The sequence below is a fragment of the Streptomyces sp. NPDC049879 genome (assembly GCF_044461265.1).
Taxonomy (GTDB): Bacteria; Actinomycetota; Actinomycetes; order Streptomycetales; family Streptomycetaceae; genus Streptomyces.
In genome coordinates this window covers 208935-234409 of the sequence record NZ_JBITKT010000009.1, presented here as the reverse complement: position 1 = coordinate 234409, position 25475 = coordinate 208935, and the positions used below count along the sequence as shown (strand labels likewise).

The 25475-nt window shown below is 75.4% G+C and carries 28 protein-coding genes; 10 read left to right on the top strand and 18 right to left on the bottom strand.

Translation table 11 applies throughout. The annotated features are described in order from the left end of the window. Positions 1 to 521: 521 nt before the first annotated feature. Genes ACIBPC_RS27605 through tsaB form a run of 4 tightly spaced genes read right to left on the bottom strand, consistent with a single transcriptional unit; the run spans position 522 to position 3034 of the window. Positions 522 to 785, bottom strand: a complete 264-nt coding sequence (locus tag ACIBPC_RS27605) for a hypothetical protein (RefSeq protein ID WP_398848364.1) — start codon at positions 783 to 785, stop codon at positions 522 to 524. Continuing rightward, a complete protein-coding gene (gene tsaD, locus ACIBPC_RS27600; protein WP_398848363.1) occupies positions 785 to 1867 on the bottom strand; it encodes a tRNA (adenosine(37)-N6)-threonylcarbamoyltransferase complex transferase subunit TsaD in 1083 nt (360 codons plus the stop codon). The genes ACIBPC_RS27605 and tsaD overlap by 1 nt, the downstream gene beginning before the upstream one ends. Further along, complete coding sequence (rimI, locus tag ACIBPC_RS27595; protein WP_362961500.1) at positions 1860 to 2378, bottom strand: ribosomal protein S18-alanine N-acetyltransferase; 519 nt, start codon at positions 2376 to 2378, stop codon at positions 1860 to 1862. The genes tsaD and rimI overlap by 8 nt, the downstream gene beginning before the upstream one ends. Further along, the gene (gene tsaB, locus ACIBPC_RS27590) at positions 2375 to 3034 is read right to left on the bottom strand and encodes a tRNA (adenosine(37)-N6)-threonylcarbamoyltransferase complex dimerization subunit type 1 TsaB (RefSeq protein ID WP_398848360.1); all 660 of its coding nucleotides are present in this window, start codon (positions 3032 to 3034) and stop codon (positions 2375 to 2377) included. Before tsaB ends, rimI begins: the two co-directional genes overlap by 4 nt. A gap of 100 nt (positions 3035 to 3134) precedes the next feature. Here tsaB and ACIBPC_RS27585 point away from each other — a divergent pair, with 100 nt between their 5' ends. Further along, positions 3135 to 3755 (top strand): hypothetical protein, encoded by a 621-nt coding sequence (locus ACIBPC_RS27585; protein ID WP_398848358.1) that lies wholly within the window; start codon positions 3135 to 3137, stop codon positions 3753 to 3755. Between the two features lie 157 nt (positions 3756 to 3912). Then, entirely contained in the window at positions 3913 to 4824 is a 912-nt protein-coding gene (locus ACIBPC_RS27580) for an aminoglycoside phosphotransferase family protein (RefSeq protein ID WP_398848357.1), read from the top strand. Here the strand turns inward: ACIBPC_RS27580 and tsaE are convergent. The 3 genes from tsaE to alr are packed head-to-tail and all read right to left on the bottom strand — an operon-like array spanning position 4769 to position 7660. Then, positions 4769 to 5272 carry a tRNA (adenosine(37)-N6)-threonylcarbamoyltransferase complex ATPase subunit type 1 TsaE gene (gene tsaE, locus ACIBPC_RS27575; RefSeq protein ID WP_362961494.1) on the bottom strand — a complete coding sequence of 168 codons (504 nt, stop codon included), beginning with the start codon at positions 5270 to 5272 and terminating at the stop codon, positions 4769 to 4771. The genes ACIBPC_RS27580 and tsaE overlap by 56 nt on opposite strands. Beyond that, entirely contained in the window at positions 5256 to 6485 is a 1230-nt protein-coding gene (locus tag ACIBPC_RS27570; RefSeq protein ID WP_398848355.1) for an alpha/beta fold hydrolase, read from the bottom strand. The genes tsaE and ACIBPC_RS27570 overlap by 17 nt, the downstream gene beginning before the upstream one ends. Before the next feature lie 14 nt (positions 6486 to 6499). Then, a complete protein-coding gene (gene alr / locus ACIBPC_RS27565; protein ID WP_398848354.1) occupies positions 6500 to 7660 on the bottom strand; it encodes an alanine racemase in 1161 nt (386 codons plus the stop codon). Positions 7661 to 7711: 51 nt separating this feature from the next. Here alr and ACIBPC_RS27560 point away from each other — a divergent pair, with 51 nt between their 5' ends. Then, on the top strand, positions 7712 to 9175 hold the full coding sequence (locus ACIBPC_RS27560) for an NAD(P)H-hydrate dehydratase (protein WP_398848352.1): 1464 nt from the start codon (positions 7712 to 7714) through the stop codon (positions 9173 to 9175). Between the two features lie 635 nt (positions 9176 to 9810). Here the strand turns inward: ACIBPC_RS27560 and ACIBPC_RS27555 are convergent. From ACIBPC_RS27555 to ACIBPC_RS27545, 3 genes are read right to left on the bottom strand one after another with little or no spacing between them, the layout of a single operon-like run. Next, positions 9811 to 10431 (bottom strand): HAD-IA family hydrolase, encoded by a 621-nt coding sequence (locus ACIBPC_RS27555; RefSeq protein ID WP_398848350.1) that lies wholly within the window; start codon positions 10429 to 10431, stop codon positions 9811 to 9813. 5 nt (positions 10432 to 10436) lie between these two features. Continuing rightward, positions 10437 to 10805: a holo-ACP synthase gene (locus tag ACIBPC_RS27550; RefSeq protein WP_362961484.1), complete on the bottom strand. Its 369-nt coding sequence runs from the start codon at positions 10803 to 10805 to the stop codon at positions 10437 to 10439. Next, positions 10802 to 11524, bottom strand: coding sequence for a glucosamine--fructose-6-phosphate aminotransferase (locus ACIBPC_RS27545; protein ID WP_398848348.1), 723 nt, complete (start codon positions 11522 to 11524; stop codon positions 10802 to 10804). Before ACIBPC_RS27545 ends, ACIBPC_RS27550 begins: the two co-directional genes overlap by 4 nt. A gap of 28 nt (positions 11525 to 11552) precedes the next feature. On the opposite strand from ACIBPC_RS27545, the gene coaA reads away from it, so the two are divergent. Next, positions 11553 to 12509, top strand: coding sequence for a type I pantothenate kinase (coaA, locus tag ACIBPC_RS27540; RefSeq protein ID WP_398848346.1), 957 nt, complete (start codon positions 11553 to 11555; stop codon positions 12507 to 12509). Positions 12510 to 12533: 24 nt separating this feature from the next. Here coaA and glmM read toward each other — a convergent pair whose 3' ends face one another. The 3 genes from glmM to rplM form a co-directional block, all read right to left on the bottom strand. Further along, positions 12534 to 13883, bottom strand: a complete 1350-nt coding sequence (gene glmM, locus ACIBPC_RS27535) for a phosphoglucosamine mutase (RefSeq protein ID WP_362961478.1) — start codon at positions 13881 to 13883, stop codon at positions 12534 to 12536. Positions 13884 to 13986: 103 nt separating this feature from the next. Further along, positions 13987 to 14499 carry a 30S ribosomal protein S9 gene (rpsI, locus tag ACIBPC_RS27530; RefSeq protein WP_362961476.1) on the bottom strand — a complete coding sequence of 171 codons (513 nt, stop codon included), beginning with the start codon at positions 14497 to 14499 and terminating at the stop codon, positions 13987 to 13989. A 42-nt stretch (positions 14500 to 14541) separates the two neighbouring features. Beyond that, positions 14542 to 14985 (bottom strand): 50S ribosomal protein L13, encoded by a 444-nt coding sequence (rplM, locus tag ACIBPC_RS27525; RefSeq protein ID WP_362961474.1) that lies wholly within the window; start codon positions 14983 to 14985, stop codon positions 14542 to 14544. 326 nt (positions 14986 to 15311) lie between these two features. Between rplM and ACIBPC_RS27520 the strand changes: the two genes are divergently transcribed. The 3 genes from ACIBPC_RS27520 to ACIBPC_RS27510 all read left to right on the top strand — a co-directional run bounded on the left by ACIBPC_RS27520 (position 15312) and on the right by ACIBPC_RS27510 (position 18238). Next, a complete protein-coding gene (locus ACIBPC_RS27520) occupies positions 15312 to 16211 on the top strand; it encodes a hypothetical protein (protein WP_362961472.1) in 900 nt (299 codons plus the stop codon). 66 nt (positions 16212 to 16277) lie between these two features. Next, a complete protein-coding gene (locus tag ACIBPC_RS27515; protein WP_398848343.1) occupies positions 16278 to 16916 on the top strand; it encodes a LysE family translocator in 639 nt (212 codons plus the stop codon). 203 nt (positions 16917 to 17119) lie between these two features. Then, positions 17120 to 18238, top strand: coding sequence for a ricin-type beta-trefoil lectin domain protein (locus tag ACIBPC_RS27510; RefSeq protein WP_362961468.1), 1119 nt, complete (start codon positions 17120 to 17122; stop codon positions 18236 to 18238). A 31-nt stretch (positions 18239 to 18269) separates the two neighbouring features. On the opposite strand, the gene truA is transcribed toward ACIBPC_RS27510, so the two are convergent. The 4 genes from truA to ACIBPC_RS27490 form a co-directional block, all read right to left on the bottom strand. Further along, positions 18270 to 19163, bottom strand: a complete 894-nt coding sequence (gene truA / locus ACIBPC_RS27505; RefSeq protein WP_398848342.1) for a tRNA pseudouridine(38-40) synthase TruA — start codon at positions 19161 to 19163, stop codon at positions 18270 to 18272. After that, entirely contained in the window at positions 19160 to 20329 is a 1170-nt protein-coding gene (locus tag ACIBPC_RS27500) for an MFS transporter (RefSeq protein ID WP_398848340.1), read from the bottom strand. The genes truA and ACIBPC_RS27500 overlap by 4 nt, the downstream gene beginning before the upstream one ends. Positions 20330 to 20430: 101 nt before the next feature. After that, positions 20431 to 21003, bottom strand: coding sequence for a TetR/AcrR family transcriptional regulator (locus tag ACIBPC_RS27495; RefSeq protein WP_398848338.1), 573 nt, complete (start codon positions 21001 to 21003; stop codon positions 20431 to 20433). 28 nt (positions 21004 to 21031) lie between these two features. Then, positions 21032 to 21499: a GNAT family N-acetyltransferase gene (locus ACIBPC_RS27490; protein ID WP_398848336.1), complete on the bottom strand. Its 468-nt coding sequence runs from the start codon at positions 21497 to 21499 to the stop codon at positions 21032 to 21034. Between the two features lie 89 nt (positions 21500 to 21588). Between ACIBPC_RS27490 and ACIBPC_RS27485 the strand changes: the two genes are divergently transcribed. Next, positions 21589 to 21903, top strand: coding sequence for a hypothetical protein (locus ACIBPC_RS27485; protein WP_398848334.1), 315 nt, complete (start codon positions 21589 to 21591; stop codon positions 21901 to 21903). Between the two features lie 669 nt (positions 21904 to 22572). On the opposite strand, the gene ACIBPC_RS27480 is transcribed toward ACIBPC_RS27485, so the two are convergent. Further along, positions 22573 to 23517, bottom strand: a complete 945-nt coding sequence (locus ACIBPC_RS27480; RefSeq protein WP_398848332.1) for a hypothetical protein — start codon at positions 23515 to 23517, stop codon at positions 22573 to 22575. A gap of 304 nt (positions 23518 to 23821) precedes the next feature. Here ACIBPC_RS27480 and pstB point away from each other — a divergent pair, with 304 nt between their 5' ends. Both pstB and ACIBPC_RS27470 read left to right on the top strand, forming a co-directional pair. Continuing rightward, positions 23822 to 24634 (top strand): phosphate ABC transporter ATP-binding protein PstB, encoded by an 813-nt coding sequence (gene pstB / locus ACIBPC_RS27475; RefSeq protein ID WP_362961579.1) that lies wholly within the window; start codon positions 23822 to 23824, stop codon positions 24632 to 24634. A 61-nt stretch (positions 24635 to 24695) separates the two neighbouring features. Beyond that, on the top strand, positions 24696 to 25400 hold the full coding sequence (locus ACIBPC_RS27470; RefSeq protein ID WP_362961456.1) for a response regulator transcription factor: 705 nt from the start codon (positions 24696 to 24698) through the stop codon (positions 25398 to 25400). Positions 25401 to 25475 lie beyond the last annotated feature (75 nt).

Sequence of the window (25475 nt, the reverse complement as noted above, 5' to 3'; positions counted from 1 at the left end):
CGGCGGACCCGAGGCAGAGCCAGACGAAACCCGCCACAGAAGATCACGGCACTATCCCAGCCACACGGCTGCTGGGGGCACCCGCATGCGCGGGGAGCAGTCCGCGTCCGAAACCTCCGAGTGCCAGTGGGAGGGACCACCCCCGCGCGTGCGGGGAGCAGAGTCGTTGAAGTGCGGGTTTCTCGTGGCGAGTAGTGGATTTTACTTAGCTTTACCAAGTCCCCTGCAGGGCCAGCAACATCAGGACGACGGCTGCGCATTCGCGCGGGGACTGGGTGCCCGCACTCGAAGGGGCCGCGCGCCGCTGAGGCGGCGGGCGTGGCCGGTGACCGCTGTGTCCCCGCGCACGGTGTCTGTGCCGGGCGGCGTTTGGCCTTGCCCCTGACTTCTGGGCGGATGCGGGCGGGACAGCGGGGGTTCACCGTATCGAGTGATACCGGAACCGTCGCGCAGCGTATACCTTTCCAGCATGAGCGACTACCGAGAGTCATTGAATGGGTGGGGAACCAAGGCGGCGGATTTCAGGGGCCGGGGGTTTCTGGGACTGGTTCGAAGCGCCAGCGGTGTACGGGCCGGTGCAGCAGGTCCGGGGGTGGGTCCGGGAGTTCGGTGGGGACCGTTCCGTCCGGCCACCAAGTCAGCACGAGCACCCGGTCCGGCTCCGCGCGGAACGTCTCGCGCCGGTCCGGTGCGGGGGCGAGGGTCCGGGACCTGGCCCAGGCCAGGAGTTCGGCCCCCCGGCCCGCCGCCGCACGCGCCTCCCACATCAGCGTCACGGCGGCCATCAGTGGTGATGCCCGTGGTGGTGATGGTGGTGATGCTGCTCGGCGGGGATGTGGGGCTCGGTCACCGGCAGGGAGGAGTCGGCCGGCAGGTCGAGTGCCGAGGGCGTGCGGCCCCGGGCCACCATCTCCGCGCCCAGCGCGGCGACCATCGCGCCGTTGTCGGTGCACAGGCCCGGCCGGGGCACGCGCAGGATGATCCCGGCGTCGGCGCACCGCTCCTCGGCCATCGCGCGCAGCCGCGAGTTGGCCGCGACGCCGCCGCCGACCATCAGGTGGTCGACGCCCTCGGCCCTGCACGCCTTGATCGCCTTGCGGGTGAGCACGTCCGTCACGGCCTCCTGGAACGACGCCGCCACGTCCGCGACCGGCACCGTCTCGCCCGCGGCCCGCCGTGTCTCCACCCAGCGCGCCACGGCGGTCTTCAGACCCGAGAAGGAGAAGTCGAACGGGGCGTCGCGCGGGCCGGTCAGGCCGCGCGGGAAGCGGATGGCCGCCGGGTCGCCCTCCCGCGCCAGGCGGTCGATGGCCGGGCCACCGGGGAAGCCGAGGCCCAGGACGCGCGCCACCTTGTCGAACGCCTCGCCCGCCGCGTCGTCGATCGTCGCGCCGAGCGGCCGGACGTCCCGCGTGATGTCCGGTGCGAGGAGCAGCGAGGAGTGTCCGCCGGAGACGAGCAGCGCCATGGTCGGCTGCGGCAGCGGGCCGTGCTCCAGCTGGTCGACGCAGATGTGCGACGCCAGGTGGTTGACGCCGTACAGCGGCTTGCCGAGCGCGTACGCGTACGCCTTGGCCGCCGAGACGCCGACCAGGAGGGCGCCGGCCAGGCCGGGGCCCGCCGTGACCGCGATGGCGTCGAGGTCGGCGGCGGCGACCTTGGCGTCCGCCAGGGCGCGTTCGATGGTCGGGACCATCGCCTCCAGGTGGGCGCGGCTCGCGATCTCGGGGACGACGCCGCCGTAGCGGGCGTGGTCGTCCACGCTGGAGGCGACGGCGTCGGCCAGCAGGGTCGTGCCTCGCACGATGCCGACGCCGGTCTCGTCGCAGGACGTCTCGATGCCGAGGACCAGGGGTTCGTCAGCCATACCGTTCCGTGCTCTCCACTGGGGTGGTCTGTGCGGTCTGTGCGGGGGGCGGCAGTTCGCGGCGCATCACGAGGGCATCGATGTTCCCCGGCTGGTAGTAGCCGCGGCGCACGCCGATGGCGCGGAAGCCGAAGCGTGTGTAGAGGCGCTGCGCGCGCACGTTGTCCTTGCGGACTTCGAGCAGCACCTCGTCGCAGCCGAATCCGGCCGCCGCCGCCAGCAGCGCGGCCAGGAGGCGCGAGCCGAGGCCGGTGCCCTCGTGGTCCCGGGTCACGCCGATCGTGAGGACGTCGCCGGTGCTGCCCGCGACGCCGAGGCCGCCGTAGCCGGCGAGGCGGCCGTCGGGGCGTTCGGCGACGAGGTAGCGGCGCGTCGGGGCGGTGCCGCGCGCGGACGCCAGCTCGTTCCAGAACATGCCGACCGACCAGGCGTCTTCGGGGAACAGCTCGGCTTCGAGTCCGAGGACCGGCTCGATGTCCCACCAGCGCATCTCACGCAGGACGACAGTCATGCGCGGGTGACCGCCTTGTACCCGGCCGGGACCTTCGCGTCCGGGCGGCGGAGGTACTGCGGCTGGGGCGCGTCGAGGGGGAGACCGGCGGCGAGGCGTTCCGCCGCCAGCGCGGCGAGGGCGGCGGCGGACGCGTGCTCGGGCAGGTCGTCGCGCACGGCGCGGAAGGCGTCCCGGTACAGCCGGGCGCCCGCACCGGCGGCGGGCAGCGCGAGCACGTCGTCCGGCAGGTCGGCGGCCTTGGCGACAGCGGGACCGTCCAGGCGGGTACGGGCGTCGGCGTAGCGCGCCCAGTACACCTCCTTGCGGCGGGCGTCGGTGGCGACGGTGAACGGCTCGGTGAGGCCGGTCTCGTAGGCGATGGCGTCCAGGGTGCCGAGGCCGTGCACGGGGATGCCGAGCGCGGCGCCCAGCGCGGCGGCGGTGGCGAGCCCGACACGCAGCCCGGTGTACGGGCCGGGACCGGTGCCCGCGACCAGCGCGGTCACCTCGCCGATCCCCCGCCCCGCCTCGGCGAGCACCCGGTCCACGGCGGGCATCAGCAGCTCGCCGTGCCTGCGGGCGTCGGTCTCCCCCGCGGTGGCGAGGACGTGCCGCCCGTCGTGGAGGGCGGCGGTGACGGCGGGCGTGGCGGTGTCAAGGGCGAGCAGCAGCACCCAGCAAGGGTACGGCTCCCCGCCGGTACGGCCCGTCCCTGGTAGCGTCGGCTGACGGCCCGGGGATCCCGGGGACAGTGCGAAAGGCAGGCAGTCGATCGTGGCGCGCCCATCCTCCGGCTCCGGCTCCGGTCTGTTCGTCACCGCGCTGACGGCGGCGGCGCTCGCGGTCGTGGCCTTCTTCGCGTTCCAGGCGTCCGCCGCCGACGACCGCCCGTCCGCCGCCGGTGAGCCCTCCGCCCCGGCGGCGTCCGAGGGCGACTCGGACGGCGCGGGCGGCGCGGGCGAGGGGGAGGGCGAGGGCGCCGAGGAGCCGTCGGACCCGGCGCTGCCCGAGGAGTCCGGCACGGGACGGCGGGTCGTGTACGCGCTGGCGCAGCAGCGGGTGTGGCTGGTGGACGTCGCGGCGGACGGGTCGGGCGAGGAGGTCGTCTCGACGTTCGAGGTGTTCCCCAGTCCGGTGAGCCCGGAGCCGGGCGAGTACGCCGTCTCCTCGCGCAATCCGCAGGGCACCGGCTCGGACGGCGTCCCCATGGAGCACGCGGTGATCTTCCACGCGGACGCGGAGAGCGTCGTCTTCGGCTTCTCGGCGGCGACGGACGGCTCGGTGCCCGACCCGGAGTCCACGCAGCGGACGGGTGCGATCCGGCAGAGCCGGGCGGACGGCGACACGATGTGGGAGTTCGCCGAGCAGGGCACGGCGGTCGTCGTCGTCGCCTGACCCCGGCGGTCCCTGATCCCGGCGGGAAAAGCGTTCGACAGTCCGGTCGCGCGCCGGGTGGGATGGGCCGTATGGCTCACACGCGGATGCACGCCGACGAGGTGGACATCGACACGGATCTCGTGCGGCGCCTGGTCGCCGCGCACGGTTTTCCAGGGTGAGCGGCCCCCGGTGGGCGGACCTGCCGGTGGCGGCCGTGGCCTCGACGGGCACGGACAACGCAATGTTCCGGCTCGGCGACGACCTGGCCGTACGCCTCCCCCGCATCCCCGGCGCGGTCGGCAACGTGACCGCCGAGCAGCACTGGCTCCCCCGTCTCGCCCCGCACCTGCCCTTCGCCGTCCCCGCGCCGGTCGGTCTCGGCGCGCCGGGCGAGGGGTTCCCCTGGCCCTGGTCCGTCCTGCGCTGGCTCGACGGCGCCAACCCGGCCGTCGGCCGGCTCGCCGAACCGGCCGCGCTCGCCGCCGGCCTGGGCCGTTTCGTCAGCGCCCTGCGCGACGTACCGGCCGGTGGCGGCCCGGCGGCCGGGCGCGGCGTGCCCCTCGCGCGGCGGGACGCCGACACCCGCGCGGCCATCGGGGAGTTGCGCGCGCTGGCGGCGGCCGGGACCCCCGAGGGCCGTGACGGACGCCCGTTCGACCTGGACGCCGTGACCGCCGCCTGGGACGACGCCCTGCGCGCCCCCGCGTACACCGGCCCGCCCGTCTGGGTCCACGGCGACCTGTCGCCGGGGAACGTCCTGACCGGCCAGGACGGCCGCCTCACGGCCGTCATCGACTTCGGCTGCCTCGGCACCGGCGCCCCCGACATCGACCTGATGCCCGCCTGGAACCTGCTGCCCGCCGCCGCACGCCCCGCCCTGCGCGCCGCGCTCGGCGCCGACGACGCCGCCTGGGCGCGCGGCCGTGGCTGGGCGCTGTCGGTCGCGCTGCTCCAGCTGCCGTACTACCGCGAGACGAACCCGGGGCTCGCCGCGAGCGCCCGGCACGTCATCGGGGAGGTGCTGGCCGACGTCAGTCGCGCGGCAGCCGCACCCCGCGCCAGCGCTCGCCGACGCCCGTCAGCGTGACCCGCCGTACGTCGTCGCCGTTCTCGTCTCCCCCAGTGCCCGTGGTCCGGTCGATCACCACGTGCAGCCGGTCCTCGGAGAGGTCCTCGACCCGCCCCTCGCCCCACTCGACCACGACCACCGAATCGGGCAGCGCCACATCGAGGTCGAGGTCCTCCATCTCGTCGAGCCCGCCCCCGAGCCGGTACGCGTCCACGTGCACCAGCGGCGGCCCCGAGCCCAGCGACGGGTGCACCCGCGCGATCACGAACGTCGGCGACGTCACCGCGCCCCGCACCCCCAGGCCCTCGCCGAGCCCCCGCGTCAGCGTGGTCTTCCCGGCGCCCAGTTCACCCGTCAGCAGGACGAGGTCCCCCGCCCGCAGCAGCGCGGCAAGGCGGCGGCCGAGGTCGCGCATCCGCTCGGCTCCGGTGACGGTCAGCGCCACGCTCTCAGACAGCTGGTTCATGGAACGGGATGCTACGCGCGAGCAGCGCGCCCAGCCGGTCGTTCACCTCGCGGGGCGCTTCGAGCAGCAGCAGGTGCCCCGCGTCGGGCAGCACGGTGTGCTCGGCGCCCGGCAGGACCTCCGCGATCCGCTCGCTGTGCTCGGGCGGCGTGACGAGGTCCTTGCCGCCCGCGAGCACGAGCACCGGCAGGTCGTGCGCGAGCCCGGCGAGCACCGGCAGCGCGCCCGTCGTGTCGTGCTCGCCGAAGGCGGGGTAGAAACCGGCCACCACGTCCATCGGCACCGACTCCAGCAGCCGTTCGGCGAACCGCGCCACCCCCGGGTCCACCTGCTCCGGCCTGCCGAACGCGTACCGCCGCACGACGCCGCCGTACAGCTCGCCGGCCGCCCGGCGCCCCGCGTCCACGAGCCCCTGCCTGCTGCCGAGCGCCCGCACGACGCCGGGCAGCAGCTTGCGCAGGGCGCGCGCGGCGGACGGCGGCAGCCCGTACCCCACCTCGGCCATGCGTCCGGCGGACGTGCCGAGCAGCGCGATGCCCGCGACGCGCGAGGCCACGTAGTCGGGGTACTGCTCGGCGAGCGCCATGACGGTCATGCCGCCCATCGAGTGCCCCACCAGCACCACGGGCCCCTCGGGCACCGCCGCGTCGAGAACGGCCTTGAGGTCGCGGGCCAGCAGCGGGATGCCGACGGGCTCGGGCAACCGCCCGGATGCCGAACGGCCGTGCCCCCGCTGGTCCCAGTAGACGGCGCGGACGGCGCCGCGCAGGGCGGCGCGCTGGAAGTGCCAGACGTCCTGGGAGAGGCAGTAGCCGTGGCAGAAGACGACGGTGGGCGGGGGGCGGCGCGCGGTCCCGGACGCGGGGCGCAGCAGCCGCGCGAGGCGCCCCGGCGCGCCCGGCGTACGCGGCGCGGGAACGGCGGGCGGCGGAAGCCGCGGCGCGAGGGGCTCGGTGACGGGACCGCCCGCGCCGTCGTCGGCGGGCCGGTCGTACGCGCCGTCCGCCGGGCCGCCCCCCACCTCGTCAATCTCGTAGTACAGCTCGGTGCCGTCCTCGGCGGTGGCGGTGCCGGGCGTGCCGCGCAGCGTGCCGTAAGGACCGGCCGCGTCGAGCGCCGCGAGCGCCTCACGCCGTACGGAACGGGTCGCGGTCAGCCGGTCGACGGCCACCGTCGTGGCGACCGCGCCCAGCGCCGCTCCGGCTATCCCCACGCCCCGCGCCCACCTCACGTCCTGGTCTCCCCGTGGTGGACCCGGGGGACGCGGTGGCCGACGCGGGTGACGATCTCGTACCCGATGGTCCCGGTCGCGCGGGCCCAGTCCTCGGCGGTCGGCTCGCCCCGGTCGCCCGGCCCGAAGAGCACCGCCTCGTCCCCGGCCTCGGCGGTGTCGCCGCCGAGGTCGACCACGAACTGGTCCATGGCCACCCGCCCGGCGATCGTCCGCCACTTGCCCGCGACGAGCACGGGACCGCTGCCCGACGCGTGCCGGGGGATGCCGTCCGCGTACCCGGCGGGGACAAGCGCGAGCGTCGTCTCGCCCGGCGTCGTGTACTGGTGGCCGTAACTGACCCCGTGCCCGCCCGGGACGCGTTTCACTCCCGCGAGGGCGGCGCGCAGCGTCATCACCGGGCGCAGGCCGAAGTCCTCGGAGGTGCCGATCTCGGGCGAGGGCGACAGGCCGTAGACGGAGATGCCGGTGCGCACGAGGTCGTAGTGGGTGGCCGGGAGGGTGAGGGTCGCCGGGGAGTTGGCGAAGTGGCGGACCTCGGGGCGCAGTCCGGCGCGGTCGGCGATCTCCAGGGCCTCGGTGAACGCGGTCTGCTGCGCCGCGATGGACGGGTGGCCCGGCTCGTCGGCGCAGGCGAAGTGCGACCACAGCCCGGCGACGGTGATCGCGCCGGTCGCCTCGGCGGCCCGCGCGGCGGCGCACAGCGCGGGCCAGTCACGGGGGGCGCAGCCGCTGCGGCCGAGCCCGGTGTCGATCTTGAGGTGCACGCGCGCGGTACGCCCGGTGGCGTGGGCGGCGGCGACGGCGGCGTCCAGGGCCCAGGGGGCGCTGGCCGACACGTCGATGTCCTGGGCGACGGCGCCGCGCCAGGGCCCGTTCGGCGTCCACAGCCAGCACAGCACGCGGCCGGTGTCGCCGTCGGCGCGCAGGGCGAGCGCCTCCTCGGGCGTCGCGGCGCCGAGCCAGGCGGCGCCCGCGGCCCGCGCCTCGCGGGCGCACGGCAGGAGGCCGTGGCCGTACGCGTCGGCCTTGACGACGGCCATCAACGCGGCGCCGCCGGTGAGGCGTTCGCGGAGGGCACGGACGTTGGCGCGCAGCGCGGGCAGATCGATGTGCGCCCGCAACCGCCCGCTTTCTTCCGTCGAGTGCTCGTTCATCGCCCCCCAGTGTCGCAGGAAGACCCGCCGGACGAGCGTCAGACTAGGGGCATGAGGACTGCTCACCCTGTCGAGACCGTGCGGGCCGCCGAGCGCGCGCTGATGGCCACGCTGCCCGAGGGAACGCTGATGGCGCGCGCGGCGGCAGGCCTCGCCGCCGTGGCCGCCGGGCTGTTGCGGCCCCGGCTGTACGGCGCCCGCGTCGTCCTGCTGACGGGCAGCGGCGACAACGGGGGCGACGCCCTGTACGCCGGTGCCCGCCTCGCCCGGCGCGGCGCGGCGGTGACCGCGCTCCGGCTGCGACCCGAACGGGCGCACGCCGGTGGAGTCGCCGCGCTGCGGGCGGCGGGCGGCCGTACGGCGGACGTGGACGAGGCGGAACGGGCACTGACGGGCGCGGCCCTGGTCGTGGACGGCATCACCGGCATCGGCGGGCACGGCGGGCTGCGGGAGGACGCGGCCCGGCTCGTCGCCCGCGTGGCGGCGGCGGGCACGCCGGTGCTGGCCGTCGACCTGCCGAGCGGCGTGGACGCGGACACCGGCGAGGTGCGGGGCGACGCCGTACGGGCGACGGTGACCGTCACGTTCGGCACGTACAAGCCGGGCCTGCTGATCGACCCGGGCCGCGAGTACGCGGGCGAGGTGCGGCTCGTGGACATCGGCCTCGGCCCGCACCTCCCGCCGGAACCGGCCGTGGAGGCGCTGGGCGGCGCGGAGGCCGCGGCGCTGCTGCCGCGCCCCTCGGCCGAGAGCGACAAGTACCGGCGCGGCGTGGTCGGCGTCGTGGCGGGCTCGGCGCACTACCCGGGTGCGGCCGTCCTCGCGGTGGGCGGCGCGCTGCGCGGCGGCGCGGGCGCGGTCCGCTACTCGGGCCCGGCGGCGGACGCGGTGATCGCCCGCTACCCCGAGACGCTCGTGTCGGGCGGCGCGCCGAGCGAGGCGGGGCGGGTGCAGGCGTGGGTCGTCGGCCCGGGGCTCGGCCAGGACCCGGACGCCGCGCGGCGGGTGGACGACGTGCTGGAGTCGGACGTCCCGATCCTGATCGACGCGGACGGCCTGCGCGGCCTCGACCCGGAGCGGCTGCGCGCCCGTACGGCGCCCACGCTGCTCACCCCGCACGCCGGGGAGGCGGCCGCGCTGCTCGGCACCGACCGGGGGCGCGTGGAGGCGGCGCGGCTCGCGTCGGTCCGCGAACTCGCGGCGCGCTACGGCGTGACGGCGCTGCTGAAGGGCTCCACGACCCTGATCGCCGGACCCGGCGGCGGCGCCGTCCGCGTCAACCCGACGGGAACGCCCTGGCTGGCCACGGCGGGCAGCGGCGACGTCCTCTCCGGGCTGACGGGCGCCCTGCTCGCCACCGGGCTGAGCCCGCTGGACGCCGCCTCGGCGGGCGCGTACGTCCACGGCCTCGCCGGTTCGCTGGCCCCCGAGCCCCCGATGGCGTCCACGGTCGCCGAGGCGCTGCCCGACGCGTGGGCCCGCCTGACCGACGCGCCGGGCGAGGCGGACGCCTGACGGGGCAGGGCGGGACTGCCCGTGGCCGGTACGGACCGGGCGAGGCCACGACGCCGCGTAGGTCCTGCCGGTGGGTGCTCCCGGCTGGTGGCTCGTAGGGAGGTGGAGCGCCGCCCTGAACTGTCGACGCGGGGTTGTCGCGGGAGGAGGCGGTGGGACGGTGCGGGCGGATTCCGCCGTCCGCTCCCGGTTCGCCACGGGGACGGGGGGCCGGACGGGGCGCCCCGGCACCGGCTCCGGCCGGCCTCGGGCCTGGCCGTGGCACCTCGTCGGCGGCAGGGGGTGCAACTCGAAGGCGCTCCGCAGCCGGGCGACGAGCGCCGCCGGTCGTGTCGAGGACGCGGGCGGGCGTCCAGGTGATGTGGCGGCTCGGGCGGTTGCCCCGGTGGATGGTCCGCGCCCCACCCCATCCCGCCCCCACCCCGCGCCGGACCACCGGCAGCGCCGACACAGCGAACAGGAGCAGGACATCGAGCACGTCCCTGCCCGCGACGTGCCCCCGGTAGCCGCCGGGACGGACGGCCGCGCGGCGGTGGCGGAGGCGCTCGCACTTCCCCTGCCCAGCCAGGTGAGTACGGCGGGCGCGACCCCGCGCGGCCGGGACCCCAGCCCCGCCCGGCACCGGCGCGGTCAGTTCACCCGTGCCCGGTCGCGGCGCGGACGGCGGCCCGCAGGGAGGGGAAGACGGCGTGGGCGCGGGCGAGTTGCCCGGCGGTGTGCGTCGTGGTCACGGCGTGCACCGTGCAGCCGGCCGCCCGGCCCGCCGCCACCCCGGCGGGCGAGTCCTCCACCACCAGGCAGTGGCGCGGGTCGGCCCCCAGCCGCGTGGCCGCCGTCAGGTACCCCTCGGGCGAGGGCTTGCCCTCGGTGACGTCCTCGGCGCACACCCGGACCGCCGGGACCGGCAGCCCCGACGCGGCCAGCCGCCGCCGGGTCGCCTCACCACGGCTGGACGTCACCACCGCCCACGCCCCGGCCGCCAGGCCGCGAAGGACCTCGCCCGCCCCGTCGTACGCCCGCACGGTGTGCTCCTCGGCGGCCATCAGCCGGTTGAGCAGCGCGTGTTCCTCGGCAGGGTCCAGGTGTGGGGCGACGAGCCGCAGCGTGTCGACCCGCCTCCTGCCCTGCGTGGCCCCCCACACGCTGCCCGGGTCGAGCCCGCGCGCGTCCGCCCACGCCGCCCACACCCTGCGGTGCGCCGCGCCGGAGTCGATCAGCACGCCGTCCACGTCGAACAGGAACACCGGCTCGGTCACGGTGGTCAGCCCTCGGCGATGACCACGGCCGACGCCACGCCCGCGTCGTGGCTCAGGGAGAGGTGCCACGACCGCACGCCCAGCTCCGCCGCGCGCGCCGCGACCGTGCCGCGTACCTCAAGGCGCGGGCGGCCCGAGTCCTCCTGGCACACCTCGGCGTCCGTCCACCGCAGCCCGCCCGGCGCACCCAGCGCCTTGGCCAGGGCCTCCTTCGCCGCGAACCGCGCCGCCAGCGAAGCCGGGCCGCGCCGCTCCCCGGACGGCAGCCACAGCTCGCCCGGCACGAACAGCCGGTCCGCCAGTTCCGGCGTCCGCTCCAGCGAGCGCGCGAACCGGTCGATCCCCGCCACGTCGATCCCCACCCCGATGATCACGCCCGGACCACTCCCCCCTCGGCGTCCGTGATCTCGCAGCCGACCTCGTCGGCCCCGCGCCGCAGCACCACCACGTCCTCCCCCGCCCCGTCCAGCGGCAGCACCTCGTGCGCCCCCTCGCCGCCGAAGGCCGCGCCGTCCGACGCCGCGAACGCCTCCCCGCCGCCGAGCCCCACCGTCAGCGGCAGGCCGCGCCGCGCCGCCACCAGCGTGTCGGGCGCGTCGGCGTGCACCGCGAGCAGGACGAACGTGCCGCGCGCCGCCCGGCACACCTGCCGCATCGCCTCGCCGGGGTCGCCGCAGGAGGAGAACGCCTCGGCGAACAGGTGCGCGACGGCCTCGGCGTCCGTGCCCGACACCAGCCGGTGCCCCCGGCCCGCCAGTTCGGCGCGCAGCGCGTCCCCGCCGTCGAGGGCGCCGTCCTGCGCGACCGCGACGCGCCCCGCGTCGTCGGATTGCGGATACGCCGCCGCGTCCGTGAGCGGCCGTACGTCCGGCGCGCCCAGGTGCCCGATGCCCGTCCCGGCGGCCGGCAGGGGGCGCGCGCCGAGCAGCGCGCGCAGGTCGTCCGCCGTTCCCGCCCGTTTCGCCACCGCGAGCCCCCCGTCCGCGACGAGCGCCACGCCGCACGCCCCGCCCGGCGCCCGGAGGCCGTCGAGCCCGCCGAGCAGCACGTCGAGAGCGGACCGGAACCCGAGGTAACCCACACACCCGCGCATGCGGGCAGATTAGCCCGCCCGCGACAATGTGCGCGTGGCCACCTCACCCCGCCGGACGACCCCGTACACCGAGCTGAGCCGCGCCGAGTGGAGCGCGGCCGGCGCCCGCGCCCCGCTGCCGCTGACCGCCGCCGAGCTGGCCGGGCTGCGCGGCCTCGGGGACGTCACCGACCTGGCGGAGGTCCGCGAGGTGTACCTGCCGCTGGTCCGGCTGCTGCACCTGCACATCGCGGCGGCGCATGGGCTGCGCGGCGCTGTCGAGGCGTTCCTGAGCGGCGGCGGCGGGAACGGGGCGGCGCCGGCCGGCCCGTTCGTGATCGCCGTCGCGGGCAGTGTGGCGGTGGGGAAGTCGACCGTCTCGCGGCTCATCCAGGCGCTGCTGGAGCGCGGCCCGGGGCGGCCACGCGTGGCGCTGGTGACGACGGACGGCTTCCTGCTGCCGTCCGCCGAGCTGCGGCGGCGCGGGCTGATGGCGCGCAAGGGGTTCCCCGAGTCGTACGACCGGCGGGCGCTGACGCGCTTCGTGACCGACGTCAAGGCGGGCCGCCCGGAGGTGACCGCGCCCGTCTACTCGCATGTCACCTACGACATCGTGCCCGGCGAACGCCTCACCGTCCGCCGCCCCGACGTGCTGATCATCGAGGGGCTGAACGTCCTCCAGAGCGCGCCGCCGGGACGCGTCGGCCTCGCCGACTACTTCGACTTCTCCCTCTACGTGGACGCGCGGCCGCAGGACATCCGCGCCTGGTACCTGAGCCGCTTCCGGACGCTGCGCGAGACCGCGTTCCGCGACCCGGACTCGTACTTCAGGAAGTTCGCCGACCTGTCGGAGGAGGCCGCGCTCGACCTCGCCCGCAACACCTGGCGGACCGTCAACGAGCCCAACCTCGTGGCCAACATCGCCCCGACCCGGGCCCGCGCGACACTCGTGCTGCGCAAGGGCCCGGACCACGCGGTGCGTTCGCTGCGGCTGCGGCGGCCCTGACGGCCGCTCAGCCCGCCAACAGGCTCAGCCCAGCTGGGACTTCACGACATCGGCGAGACCGGCCGCGACCGTCCTGGCCTGCGCCGCGTCCGGCGCCTCCACCATCACGCGCACCAGCGGCTCCGTACCGGACGGCCGCAGCAGCACGCGCCCGGTCGCGCCGAGCTGCCGCTCCGCCTCGGCCACCGCGTCGGTCAGCTCGCGGCAGTCGGCGACCCGGCTGCGGTCGACGTCCCGCACGTTGATCAGCACCTGCGGCAGCCGTTCCATCACGCCCGCGAGATCGGCGAGCGGGCGGCGGGTCGCGGCCACGCGGGCGGCGAGGAGCAGGCCGGTCAGGGTGCCGTCGCCGGTGGTGGCGTGGTCGAGGACGATGACGTGCCCCGACTGCTCGCCGCCGAGCGAGTAGCCGCCGCGCCGCATCTCCTCCAGGACGTAGCGGTCGCCGACGGCGGTCTGCTTCAGCCGCAGGCCCTCGCGCTCCATGGCGAGGGTGAAGCCGAGGTTGGACATGACGGTCGCGACGACCGTGTCGTGCGCGAGGCGGCCCGCCTCCCGCATGGCGACGCCGAGGACGGCGAGGATCTGGTCGCCGTCCACCTCCCGGCCGTCCGCGTCGGCGGCCAGGCAGCGGTCGGCGTCGCCGTCGAGGGCGATGCCGAGGTCCGCGCCGTGCTCGGTGACGGCGGCGCGCAGGGCGTCGAGGTGGGTGGAGCCGTAGCCGTCGTTGATGTTGAGGCCGTCCGGCTCGGCGCCGATGGTGACCACGCGGGCGCCCGCCCGCGCGAACGCCTCGGGCGCGACGCGCGCCGCCGCGCCGTGCGCCGTGTCGAGGACGATCTTCAGGCCGTCGAGCCGGTTGGGCAGGGCGCCGACGAGGTGGCTGACGTACTCGTCGAAGCCCTCGTCCCAGTCGGTGACGCGGCCGACGCCCGCGCCGACCGGTCTGTCCCACGGCTGCCCGGCGGCGTGCTCGCGGTAGGCGGCCTCGATGCGGTCCTCCAGGTCGTCGGCCAGCTTGTGGCCGCCGCCCGCGAAGAACTTGATGCCGTTGTCCGGCATGGGGTTGTGGCTGGCGGAGAGCATCACGCCGAAGTCCGCGGTGAGCGAGCCGGTGAGGTACGCGACCGCGGGCGTCGGCAGCACGCCGACCCGCAGGACGTCCACGCCCGCGCTCGCGAGCCCCGCCACCACCGCCGCCTCCAGGAACTCGCCGGAGGCCCGGGGGTCGCGTCCGACCACCGCCAGGGACCGGCCGGCGCCGGTGCCGCCGAGCACGCCCGCCGCGGCCACCGACAGGCCGAGGGCCATCTCGGCGGTGAGGTCCGCGTTGGCGACGCCGCGTACACCGTCCGTGCCGAAGAGTCGTCCCACTGTGTTTCCTCCGAGTTCCCGAGTGCGACCAACGGCGTAAACCCTATAAAAGGAACGCCCCGGCAGCACGGATGTGCTGCCGGGGCGCCGGGAATGACCCCGATTAGCGCTTGCTGTACTGGGTACCCTTACGCGCCTTCTTCAGACCGGCCTTCTTCCGCTCCACCGCGCGCGAGTCGCGGGTGAGGAAGCCGGCCTTCTTCAGCGGGCCGCGGTTGTTGTCGACGTCCGCCTCGTTCAGCGCACGGGCCACGCCGAGGCGCAGGGCGCCGGCCTGGCCGGAGACACCGCCGCCGGAGATGCGGGCGACGACGTCGTAGCGCTCGTCGAGTTCGAGCACCTTGAAGGGCTCGTTGACGGACTGCTGGTGCACCTTGTTGGGGAAGTAGCCCTCGAGGGTGCGACCGTTGATCTTCCACTTGCCGGTGCCCGGCAGGATGCGGACGCGGGCGATCGCGTTCTTGCGACGGCCGGTGCCGGCGCCGGGGAGCGGGTCGCCGAAGCGGCCGGTCAGCTCGTCGGCGGACGCCGCGAACTCCTCCGGCGTGCTCTCGGTCGTGTACTCCTCGACCTCGGGGACCTCGGCGTCAAGGGTCTCAGCGGTGGGCTCGGCCACGATTCTCCTCAGATTCTTTCTGGTCTTTGGGGGTGGCCGGGACTACTGCGCGACCTGGGTGATCTCGAACGCCACCGGCTGCTGGGCGGCGTGCGGGTGCTCGGAGCCCGCGTAGACCTTGAGCTTGGAGAGCATCTGGCGGCCGAGGGTGTTCTTCGGCAGCATGCCCTTGATCGCCTTCTCGACGGCGCGCTCGGGGTTCTTCTCCAGGAGTTCCCCGTAGCGCACGGAGCGGAGACCGCCCGGGTAGCCGGAGTGGCGGTAGGCGAGCTTCTGGGTCCGCTTGTTGCCGGACAGGTGCACCTTGCCCGCGTTGACGATGATGACGAAGTCACCGGTGTCGACGTGGGGGGCGTACACCGGCTTGTGCTTGCCCCGCAGGAGGGTGGCGGCCTGGGAGGCCAGTCGTCCCAGGACGACGTCGGTGGCGTCGATGACGTGCCACTGACGCTGGACGTCGCCGGGCTTGGGGCTGAACGTACGCACGGTCGTAGCCTTCGCTTCTTCAGTGAATGGGTTGCTGACAAGGCCACCCGGTAGCACATCGGCGCAGGCCGTACCCCGGTGACGCATACCGTGGTACTGGCCGCCGACGGGCATCCTGGCGGACCGGCGCAAGGCCCGTCACGTGAGATCGAGCAAGCCATACGCATAGAGTTTCCAACGAGGCAGGTTACCGTCCCCGCCACGGACGGGTCAAAACCGCCCGTCACGCCCCCTCCCGTACGCCCTCCCGCGCGGCCGCCGGTCACGTACGGCGACGACGGCCACCGGCCGGTGGGGAAACACACACCTCCCCTTAGACTGCGCGCATGAGTTACGGGCAGGGGGGACCCGCGTGGGTCCCGGGGGGCTCGCAGCAGCAGCCCGACTGGAACGCGCTCGCCGCCGACGCCGAGCGGCGGCAGCGCCGCAGGCGCGGCTTCCTCATCGGCGGCGGGGCCCTCGGCGCCCTGGCCGTGGGGACCGTCGTGGCCCTCCTGATCACCGGCTCGGGCGGCGGGGACGACGGCCCGGACGACCGGGCGGGCGGCGGCGCCAGCCTGCCGGCCGAACCGTCGGGGGCCTCGACGTCCGACTCCGGCTCCGGATTCGAGCCGACGCAGCTGCCGCCGCTGCCGGAGCCGCGCGAGTTCATCTCCGACGCGGAGAAGGACGTCGCCGCCTTCGAGCCGGAGAGCTTCTTCACCGGCGACACGGCGGAGCTGGAGGGGCGCGCCTACGCCGAGGTGGCCACCGACGCGGCGCAGGGCTGCCCGGCCGAGGTCTTCTCCGGCGACCTGTCGGCGGCGCTCACCGAGCTGGGCTGCGGCGCGGTGCTGCGCGCCACGTTCACGGGCGAGGGGGTCGCCGTGACGGTGGGCGTGGCGCAGTTCCCGACCGCCGAGGCGGCGGAGCAGGTGCGCGGCGCGGCGGAGGGGAACCTGGTCGCCCTCACCGGCGGCGACGCGCCCTCGTTCTGCCAGAACGGCGGCTGCCGGACGACCACGAACGCGGTCGGGCGCTACGCGTACTTCACCATCGCGGGCAACGCGGACGGCTCGCCGGACAGCGGCGACGGGACCCCGGCGCAGCAGGCGTCGCGCGACGGGAACGACCACGCGTTCAACTGCATCATCCGGCGCGGGGAGACCCAGGCGTCCGCGTCGGCGAGCGCGCTGGTGGAGGAGCGCCGCCGCAGCCAGCAGGGCGGCGGCGAGGACCAGGACTAGGGCCTGGACCAAGGCCCGGCCGAAAAGCCGGTGGCGCGGGGCGAGGGTCTTCGGAACGATCCCGCCATGGTGTCCTCCGACCGGCTGCTCGCGTTCGCCGCTCTTTCCTTCGTCCTGATCATCGTCCCGGGTCCCAGTGTGCTGTTCGTGATCGGCCGTGCCCTCGCGCAGGGGCGCCGGGCCGCGCTGACGACGGTGCTGGGGAACACCGTCGGGGCCTATCTGCTCGTCGTGGCCGTGGCGCTGGGGCTCGGCGCCGTGGTGGAGCGTTCCGTCGTCGTGTTCACGGTGCTGAAGCTGGTGGGCGCCGCGTACCTGGTCTATCTGGGGGTGCGGGCGATACGGCAGCGGCACGCGCTGCGGGACGAGTTCACCGGCGGGCCCGCCGGGACGGGCACGCTGCGGACGCTGTGGGAAGGGTTCGCGGTCGGGGTGGCCAATCCGAAGACGATCGTGTTCTTCGCCGCCGTGCTTCCGCAGTTCGTGGACCGGGAGGCCGGGCACGTGACGCTCCAGATGCTGCTGCTCGGCCTCGTGTTCAGCGCCATCGCGCTGGTCTGCGACAGCGTGTGGGGGGTTGTGGCGTCCACGGCCAGGACGTGGTTCGGGCGGTCGCCGCGCAGGCTCGCGCTCGTCGGCGGCACGGGGGGTGTGGCGATGATCGGCCTCGGCGTCACCGTCGCCGCGACGGGGCGCGCGGAGTAGGCGCCAGTGATTGACGAGTCCCTGACAGTCAATTAGCTTCTCGGAGAGCGCTCTCCAGTACCCCGTCACCCGTGGTCAGAACGGCGTCGCCGCCTTCGGGCCACCGCCGCCACCACGATCGTTCCCGCACGCCGGGCACCACGTCCGGCGTGCGCCGCCCCACAGGCACAGCCCCCCATCGGCCCCCTTGCGCAAGGACGCCCATGAAGAGACTGATGGCACTGTTCGCCACCGTCGTGATGCTCGCCGCCGGACTGGCCCTCACCGGCCAGGCGGCGGCACAGGAAAGCCCCGGCGCGGCCGCCCCCACTCCCATCCGCCTGCTGCCGCTCGGCGCGTCGAACACCGAGGGCCACGGCAGCTCGAACGGCAGCGGCTACCGCGGCCCGCTGTACGACCTGCTGGCCGCGGACGGACACCAGCCGGACTTCGTCGGCGGACTGCGCAACGGCAGCGTCCAGGACCCGGACCACGAGGGCCACTCGGGCTGGCGGATCGACCAGATCGCCGGGATCGTCGACGGCGTGATGGCCCGGCACCGGCCCACCGTCGTCACCCTCCAGATCGGCACCAACGACCTCAACCAGCAGTACGAGGTGCCCGGCATCTCGCAGCGGCTCGACGCCCTCATCGACCGGATCGTCGCCGCCGACCCCACCGTGACCGTGCTGGTCAGCCCGCTGTTCGTCACCACCAACCCGACCATCGAGGCGACGCGGGCCGAGTACGACCGGCAGATCCCGCTGATCGTCCAGGCGAAGCAGGCGCAGGGCAAGCGCGTCGGTCTCGTCGACACGAGCGCCGTCCAGGTCTCCGACCTGTCGGACCAGCTGCATCCGAACGACGGCGGGTACCGCAAGGTGGCCGACGCCTTCCACGCCGCCGTCCGGGCCGCCGACAGCGCGGGCTGGCTCGCCCGGCCGGTCCCCAACGGCTTCGCGGTGCGGTCGGGGCTCAGCGGGACCTGCCTCGACGTGGCCGGGGGCAACAGCGCGAACGGCACCCCCGTCCAGATCTGGGGCTGCAACGACACCCCCGCGCAGCGCTGGACGGCCTACGCGGACGGCACGCTGCGGGCGCTGGGCAAGTGCCTCGACGTGACGAACCTCGGCACGGGCAACGGCGCGCCGGTCGCGTTGTGGGGCTGCAACGGCGGCGCCAACCAGCGGTGGGAGGTCCACGACGGCGGATACCGCAACCCGGTGTCGGGGCGCTGCCTCGACCTGCCCGGCTTCGCCGGTGCGGACGGCACCCGGCCCGTGCTCTGGGACTGCAACGGCGGGGCCAACCAGCGGTGGACCAGGCTGCAAGTCGTGCAGTGAGGGGCGTGCCGCCGCCGCCCGTGGCCGCGGCTCAGGGGAGCAGGAGGGTGCGCAGGTTGCGTGCCTCGCGGTTGCGGGCGGCGAGCTGGTCGTCCGGCGGGTAGCCGACGGCTTCGAGCGTGAGCCCGTGGGGCCGTACGACGTGGACCGCCGAGTCGCGCACGCGCCCCGCGAGCACGGCGGCCGGCCAGTCCGGCGGCCGGTGCCCGTCGCCGACGAACAGCATCGCGCCGACGAGGGCGCGCACCATGTTGTGGCAGAACGCGTCCGCCTCCACCGTGCAGGCGGCGATGCCGTCCGCGCCGCGCTCCCAGCGCAGCTCGCGCAGGGTGCGGATGGTGGTGGCGCCCTCGCGGCGCTTGCAGTAGGCGGCGAAGTCGTGCTCGCCGAGGAGGCGGCGGGCGGCCTCGTTCATGGCGTCGGCGTCGAGCGGCCAGTTGTGCCACAGGACGTGGCCGCGCAGCAGCGGGTCGACGCCGCCGGGGTGGTCGCCGACGCGGTAGACGTACCGCCGCCAGACGGCGGAGAAGCGGGCGTTGAAGTACGGCGGCGCGACGGCGGCCGAGCGGATGCGGACGTCCTGCGGGAGGCGGCCGGTGAGGCGGCGGACCAGCCGGTCCTCCTGCCCGGCCCACACGTCGGCGGGCAGGTCCACGTGCGCGACCTGCCCGCGCGCGTGGACGCCCGCGTCGGTGCGGCCGGCGACGGTCAGCTCGTACGTGCGCTCGCCGGAGCGGGTGACGACGCGCAGGGCGTCCTCGATCTCGCCCTGGACGGTCCGCCTGCTGCCCTGCCGCGCCCAGCCGGAGAAGGCGGTCCCGTCGTAGGCGAGGTCGAGGCGTACGCGGACGAAGCCGTCCGGTACCGCGTCCCGCTCGGCGGCGGCCGTCGCGTCCGCCGTCTCCGTGCACACACCGTCGTTCACATGGCCGATCCTCTCAGAACGGCGGGGCGGGCCCGGCGGGCGGCCAGTTCGGGGAGGACGAGGGCGAGGCCCGCGGCGGCGAAGGCGGCGCCGAGCCAGAGCGGTGCGCGCAGCCCGGCGGCGTCGATGGCGAGGCCGCCGAGGGACGAGGACAGGATGATGCCGAGGGTGATGAAGGAGGCGTGGACGGTGTTCACGAGCGGTCCGGCGTCGGCGGCCCGCTGGACGCGGGTGGCCATCGCGGGGTTCATCGTGACGCCGACCAGGCCGATGCCGAGGAACGCGGCGACGGCGGCGGCGGGCAGGTCGGTGAGGAGGGCGAACGCGGTGAGGAAGGCCGCGTTCAGGGCGAGGCCGGTGGCGAGGACGGGGAGGGCGTGGCGGTCGGCGAGGCGGCCGACGACCGTGTTGCCGACGACGGTGGCGGCGCCGTACGCGACCAGGAGGAGGGGCACGGTGGAGGGGGCGAGGCCGGTGACGTCGGTGAGTATCGGGTTGATGTAGCTGAATGCGCAGAAGGTCGCGGCGATCACGGTGGTGCTGGTGAGGAGGCGCTTCCAGAGGGCGCGGTTGCGGAAGACCGCCGCCTGGGAGCGGAAGCCGCCGGTGTCGGCGGGCCGTTCGAGGGTGGGGATGCCGGCAATCGTGCCCAGGGCGGCGAGGGCCGCGAGGGCGGTGATGGCCCAGAAGGCGGCGCGCCAGCCGAAGTGTTCGCCGACGAGGGTGGCCAGGGGGAGGCCGAGGAGGGTGCCGAGCATGAGGCCGTTGAGCGTGACGGCGACGGCGCGGCCGCGCCGCTCGGGGCCGACGAGGCGTACGGCGGCGGAGATGGCGGTGCCGAACAGGGCCTGGGAGGCGACGCCGGTGATGACGCGGGCGGTGAGCATCGTGCCGTAGCCGGTGGCGGTGGCGGCGAGGACGTTGCCCGCGAGGAAGACGGCGAAGAGGACGAGCAGGGCGTTCTTCGGGGGCAGGCGCAGCAGCGCGACGGTGAGGAACGGGCCGCCGACCGCCATGGCGACGGCGAAGGCGGTGATCAGGTAGCCGACGCGGGGGACGGTGGTGCCGAGTCCCTCGGCCATCTGCGGCATGAGTCCCGCGACGACGAACTCGCTGGTGACCATGGCGAAGATGCCGAAGGCGAGGAGGTGGATGGCGCGGGGCACGGGGGCTCCGTTTCTCTGTTTTGGATGGATCGGTTCAAAATGTGGGCAGCGGAATGCCGGGCAGGGCGAAGCGCCCGGGTGGCGCGGGGTGGGCGCCGGGGTCAGGTGAGGGCGTCGAGCGCCGTCGCGGCGATGGCCTCCAGGGCGGGGCGGTCGGCGCCGCCCTGGGCGGAGACGCGGATGCCGCTGATGACGGCGACGAGGTAGCGGGCGAGGGCGGTCGCGTCGCGGGTGGCGGCGATCTCGCCGTCGCGCTGGCCCGCGGCGATGACGGCGGCGAGGGCGGCGAGGCGGCGCGCGGTGTCGCGTTCGAGGGTGACGGCGATCTCCGCGTCGCGTCCGGCGAGTTCGACGGTGGTGTTGACGGTGAGGCAGCCGAGGCCCGTCTCGGTCTCGACGGTCCGCTCCAGGACGGTGCGGAGGCGGTCGAGCGGCGACATGGTGTGGTCGTCGAGGAGCGCGAACTGCGCCTCGTTCATCGCCGTCATGTAGCGCGCGAGGGCGCGGCGGAAGAGGTGGTGCTTGCTGGTGAAGGTGTTGTAGATGCTGCTGCGGCCCAGGCCGGTCGCCTCGCACAGGTCCTGGGTCGAGGTGGCCTCGTAGCCGTTGATCCAGAACGCGCGCATGGCGGCGTCCAGGGCCCGGTCCTCGTCGAACGTCCTGGGGCGGGCCATGGGGAGCACGCTACCCGTTTTGGAACGCTCAGTGCAATACGTGGCCGGTGCGGCGGGCGCGGCGGAAGAACAGTTCGGGGTCTCCCTCGTCCAGCCCGTGCAGCAGCCCGGCCGGTTCCCAGCCCGCGCCTTGCAGCAGCCGCTGCATGGGGTGGTGGGAGACGTTGGTGGAGGTGAACAGCTTCGGCGTCGCGCACTCCGCCTCGACGGCGGCGAGGAGCCGCCGCCCGATGCCGCGCCGCCGGGCGGTGGGGGCGACCGTCAGGAGGGTGAGGAAGCCCTGCTCGAAGAACGTGTACTCCAGCACGGCGTAGCCCAGCGGGCCGGTCGGGTCCTCGGCGAGGAGGACCACGGCGTTCCCGCCGCACCAGCGCGCGATGCTCGCGCGCCGCCCCTCGTCGCCCGCCGCCGCGAGGGCGTCGACCGCGACCAGCGCCGCAGCGTCCGCCACGCCCGCGCGCCGTACGGTCGGCACGCCGTGCTCACTTTCGTCCATGGACAGGCATCGTGGCGCAGACCGAAGTCGCGGCGCACTGGACTTTCGGCGCTAGCAGGCGGGTTCACGGCATCCGTACCGTCGTCACCATGAACAGCACGACGAACGGCAGCGGCGGAACCGCCGCCCTGGTGGCGGCCAGGCCGAGCACGGCCGCCGTCGCGCCTAGGGCCGTGGCGCTGGCCTCCGTCTTTCTCCTGTTGTCGCTGGTGGATCGGGTCGTGGCCGTGGTGGTCGCCGCGATGACGTCGGCATGGTGCGCGGGCAGGTTCCGCTCCCGGTACCGGCAGCTCATACGCTCCGGCCGGGAGCGCGCCGCGCGGGACGAACGCGGGCAGCGGCCGACCGCCGACCCGGCCCGCCCGGGGGAACGAGGCTGCATAGCCCGGACGGCCATGGCCTGACCCCGCTGCTCCTCGCAGCCCCGCCCGCCGGAACGCTCACGCTGGCGCCGGACCGCAGCGATGGCCGAACGGACGGGTGCACACCGACCGGCGCGCGAGATCCGTGGGACGCCCCCGACGGCTGGGACGACCCCCGGAGAGGGGAACGGCTCGCTGCCTGGCCTTCCAGCGCAGCGGTTGCGGTCAGGGGCTCGTCAGCCGAAGAACGACGCCCACGGGCACGGGCCGCGCGGCGGCGGGGCAAGCGGGGCATGCCCGCAGCAGGGTCAAACCGGCCGTGCACGTCCGAGGGCCGGGCCACGGCCCGGGAAAGGAGGTTCGCCACCCACGACCGCACCGGCAACGGCCGCGACGGTACGCGGGCGTCGGCCCACCGGGCAGGGCCGCCGCCCGGCTGGAGGACCGGTCGGCCCCGCCGCGAAGGCCGGGCCCGGGCCGACAGGGGCAGTCGTCACCCGCCGGAGGCGCCTTGCGGCGGCGAGAGCGCAGCCAGGCGCGGCCCCGGCAGCAAGCCCGTCGTGAACGTCTGTACCGGCGGAGGGAGTTACAGCGGGGATCGGGTCGGATGGTCGGCCACGCCAGAGCGCGCGGTGACCAGAGCGGGGCCGCACCCGTGTCGGCTGTAGTGGCGGAGCGGGCCGGCGGGGTGGTCGTTCCGGAGTGCGCGTGTCAGGTCTGGGCGGGGGGTGGGAGGTGGCGGCGGGCGCGCCAGAGGAGGAACGCCGCGCTCGCCAGCGCGGCCACGCGCAGCAGCACCGGCCAGTCGTTGTCCAGCATCCGCTCGGCCTCGCCCTGCGCGAGGGGCTCGCCCCAGTAGCCGCCGTTGCGGCCGCCGATCCAGAGCGCGTACGCGCCCGCGACCAGGGCGGGCATGCCGAGCGCCGCCCACTGCGCCTCGCGGCGGCCCAGGCGCGGCGACCACCAGGCCGCCGCCCAGCCGAGGCCGAGGGGCACGAGCGAACCGACGACCGTACCGGCCACCAGCAGGGCGACGGCGGCCAGTTCGACGAAGCCGCCGACGCGGCGCCCCGCCAGCGCGGCCTGCGCGAACCGGCGGCGACCGCCCGGCTTCGCGGCGTCCGGCGCGGGCGGCGGCGCGGCCTCCGGCGCGTCGGTCTCCGCCGCCTTCTCCGCCGCGGCCTCCTCCTCGACCGGCGGCTGGAGCATCTCCGGGATCTCGATGCCGCCGCGGAACCGGCCGATGTCGCCGTCGGGCCAGTAGGTGCGCCCCGGCGGCGCGGGGCGCAGGAACGGCGAGCCGCCGCGCTCGGGCTCCGGCCCACGCTGGGGCGGCAGCGGCACGGTGGGCGCGGCCGACGCCGGACGGGCACGGGGACGCCCCGGGGGCGGCGAGGCGGGCGCGGGCGCCGGTGCGGCGGCCCCGGGGCTCGCCGCGGCGGCCACCACGTCCTCCGGGCTCCCCATCCGCCCCAGGATGCGCTTCACCGACGCCCGGCTCTCCGCGGGCCCGGCGGCGGACCTGGCGCGGTGGATGTCGTCGCGGAGCCGGTTCACCAGCGCGGCGCGCTGCGCGGCCGACATGCTGGTGCCGTGCGCGAGGTCGCCGACGCGGCTGAGATAGTCAAGTACGAGCTGTTCGCCTTCGATGCCCACAACCAACTGCCCTGCGCCTGGCGGGCGGACCCGCCCACGGACCGGAATCGCCACGATGCTACGCGGGCGACTCCCGCGCGGGCGAGCGGAACGCCGTACAACCCGCCGCGAGGACCGGCGCGTCGCGCGGAACCGAGGGGAACGCCGTTGTTCATCGCGGGTTCACCGATTGCCGCACAACCCGCTACCCACGGCTCGTTACATGGTGAACGTCCCTGCCTGACCGCCTTTTCACGCCCGGGGGTCCGCCGTGCCGTCCGCCTCGCCAGCCCACCACGGCCACGCCGCGGCCCGCCGCCGCGCCGTGCGGTGGCGGCAGTGGGCGCCGGTCGTCTTCGACGTCGAGGGACTGCACGTCGGCTACGGCGGACGGCCCGCCGTGCGCGACGTGTCGCTGACGGTCCACGAGCGCGAGATCACCGCGCTGATCGGTCCGTCCGGCTGCGGCAAGAGCTCGGTCCTGCGGTCGCTGAACCGGATGAACGACTTCGTTCCCGGCGCCCGCGTGACCGGCAGGGTGACCTACCGGGGCGACGACCTCTACGCCCCGGACACCGACCCGGACGCCGTGCGGCGGCGCGTCGGCATGGTCTTCCAGCGGCCCAACCCGTTCCCCAAGTCCGTGTACGACAACGTCGCGTACGGGCTGCGGGCGGGCGCCGGGCGGCGCGCCAGGCTGCGGAAACCACAGCTCGACGAGCGTGTGGAGGAGGCGCTGACCGGCGCGGCCCTGTGGGACGAGGTCAAGGACAAGCTGAAGAGCAGCGGGCTCGCCCTCTCCGGCGGCCAGCAGCAGCGCCTGTGCATCGCCCGCGCGATAGCCGTGCGGCCGGACGTGGTGCTGATGGACGAACCGTGCGGCGCGCTCGATCCCGTCGCCACGGCCAGGATCGAGGACCTGATGCTGCGGTTGCGGAACGAGTTCACGCTCGTGATCGTGACCCACCACATGCACCAGGCCGCCCGGGTCTCCGACCGCACCGCGTTCTTCACTGCCGACACCGACAGCGAGGGAGTGCGCCATGGGCGCCTGGTTGAGTACGACACAACCGAGAAGATCTTCAACCGCCCCGCCGACCGGCGTACCGAGGACTACATTTCCGGCCGCTTCGGCTGACGGCGCCGGCGCCGACGGCCGGGACGACGGGGCGCCCGGCTGGGACGACGGCCCCGACGGCGTGCCGACGGCCATCCCGCTGGGCACCAACCCCGTCGTGCTCCTGGCCGACTCGGACGAGCGCATCCGGCAGGGGCTGACGGCGCAGCTGGCCAAGTACCAGGTGTCGGTCGTCCACTGCGGCGACGGCGCGGCGGCGCTGCTGGAGGCCGGGCTGCGCAAGCCGGACGTGCTGCTCGTCTCGGCGGACCTGCCGGTGATCGACGGCGCGACCGTGCTGCGGCTGGTGCGGCGGCGGCTGTCCATCCCGGTGGTGCTGGGCGTGGGCCCGGACGACACCGACCAGGTCGGGCCCGCGCTGGCGGCGGGGGCGAGCGCCTGCGTGGCGCGCCCGTACCGGCCGCGCGAGGTGGCGCAGCTGCTGAGCCTGGCGGACCGGGGGCACCGGGGCTGGGACCAGCCGCTGGTGTGCGGCCCGCTGACGCTGGACCCGTCGACGTACGAGGTGCGCATGCACGGCATCTCGACGGCGCGGCTGCCGCTGCGCGAGTTCCAGCTTTTGCACCTGCTCATGCTGCACGCGGAGAAGGTGATCACGCGCGACCGCATCCGGACGGAGCTGTGGGGCGAGGGCGCGCGCCGGTCGAACACCATCACCGTTCACATTCGGCGGCTGCGCGAGCGGCTCGGCGACGATCCGCACCACCCGGAGATCATCCAGACCGTGCGGGGCGTCGGGTACCGCCTGGTGCCGCCCGAGGCCTGAGCCGCGCCGCCCCGCGGGCCGGTGCGGCGCGCCGCCCGCGGGCCCTCCGGATCTCACCGAGACTGTCGTTTCCTT

Excerpts from the sequence above, each read along its gene's own strand:
- ACIBPC_RS27485 (WP_398848334.1), top strand. The coding sequence starts at position 21,589 with ATGAACAGCACGACGAACGGCAGCGGCGGAACCGCCGCCCTGGTGGCG.
- ACIBPC_RS27515 (WP_398848343.1), top strand. The coding sequence starts at position 16,278 with ATGGTGTCCTCCGACCGGCTGCTCGCGTTCGCCGCTCTTTCCTTCGTC.
- ACIBPC_RS27495 (WP_398848338.1), bottom strand. The coding sequence starts at position 21,003 with ATGGCCCGCCCCAGGACGTTCGACGAGGACCGGGCCCTGGACGCCGCC.
- alr (WP_398848354.1), bottom strand. The coding sequence starts at position 7,660 with ATGAACGAGCACTCGACGGAAGAAAGCGGGCGGTTGCGGGCGCACATC.
- tsaE (WP_362961494.1), bottom strand. The coding sequence starts at position 5,272 with ATGAACCAGCTGTCTGAGAGCGTGGCGCTGACCGTCACCGGAGCCGAG.
- ACIBPC_RS27560 (WP_398848352.1), top strand. The coding sequence starts at position 7,712 with ATGAGGACTGCTCACCCTGTCGAGACCGTGCGGGCCGCCGAGCGCGCG.
- ACIBPC_RS27605 (WP_398848364.1), bottom strand. The coding sequence starts at position 785 with ATGGCCGCCGTGACGCTGATGTGGGAGGCGCGTGCGGCGGCGGGCCGG.
- ACIBPC_RS27520 (WP_362961472.1), top strand. The coding sequence starts at position 15,312 with ATGAGTTACGGGCAGGGGGGACCCGCGTGGGTCCCGGGGGGCTCGCAG.
- ACIBPC_RS27490 (WP_398848336.1), bottom strand. The coding sequence starts at position 21,499 with ATGGACGAAAGTGAGCACGGCGTGCCGACCGTACGGCGCGCGGGCGTG.
- rimI (WP_362961500.1), bottom strand. The coding sequence starts at position 2,378 with ATGACTGTCGTCCTGCGTGAGATGCGCTGGTGGGACATCGAGCCGGTC.
- tsaD (WP_398848363.1), bottom strand. The coding sequence starts at position 1,867 with ATGGCTGACGAACCCCTGGTCCTCGGCATCGAGACGTCCTGCGACGAG.
- ACIBPC_RS27545 (WP_398848348.1), bottom strand. The coding sequence starts at position 11,524 with ATGCGCGGGTGTGTGGGTTACCTCGGGTTCCGGTCCGCTCTCGACGTG.
- ACIBPC_RS27510 (WP_362961468.1), top strand. The coding sequence starts at position 17,120 with ATGAAGAGACTGATGGCACTGTTCGCCACCGTCGTGATGCTCGCCGCC.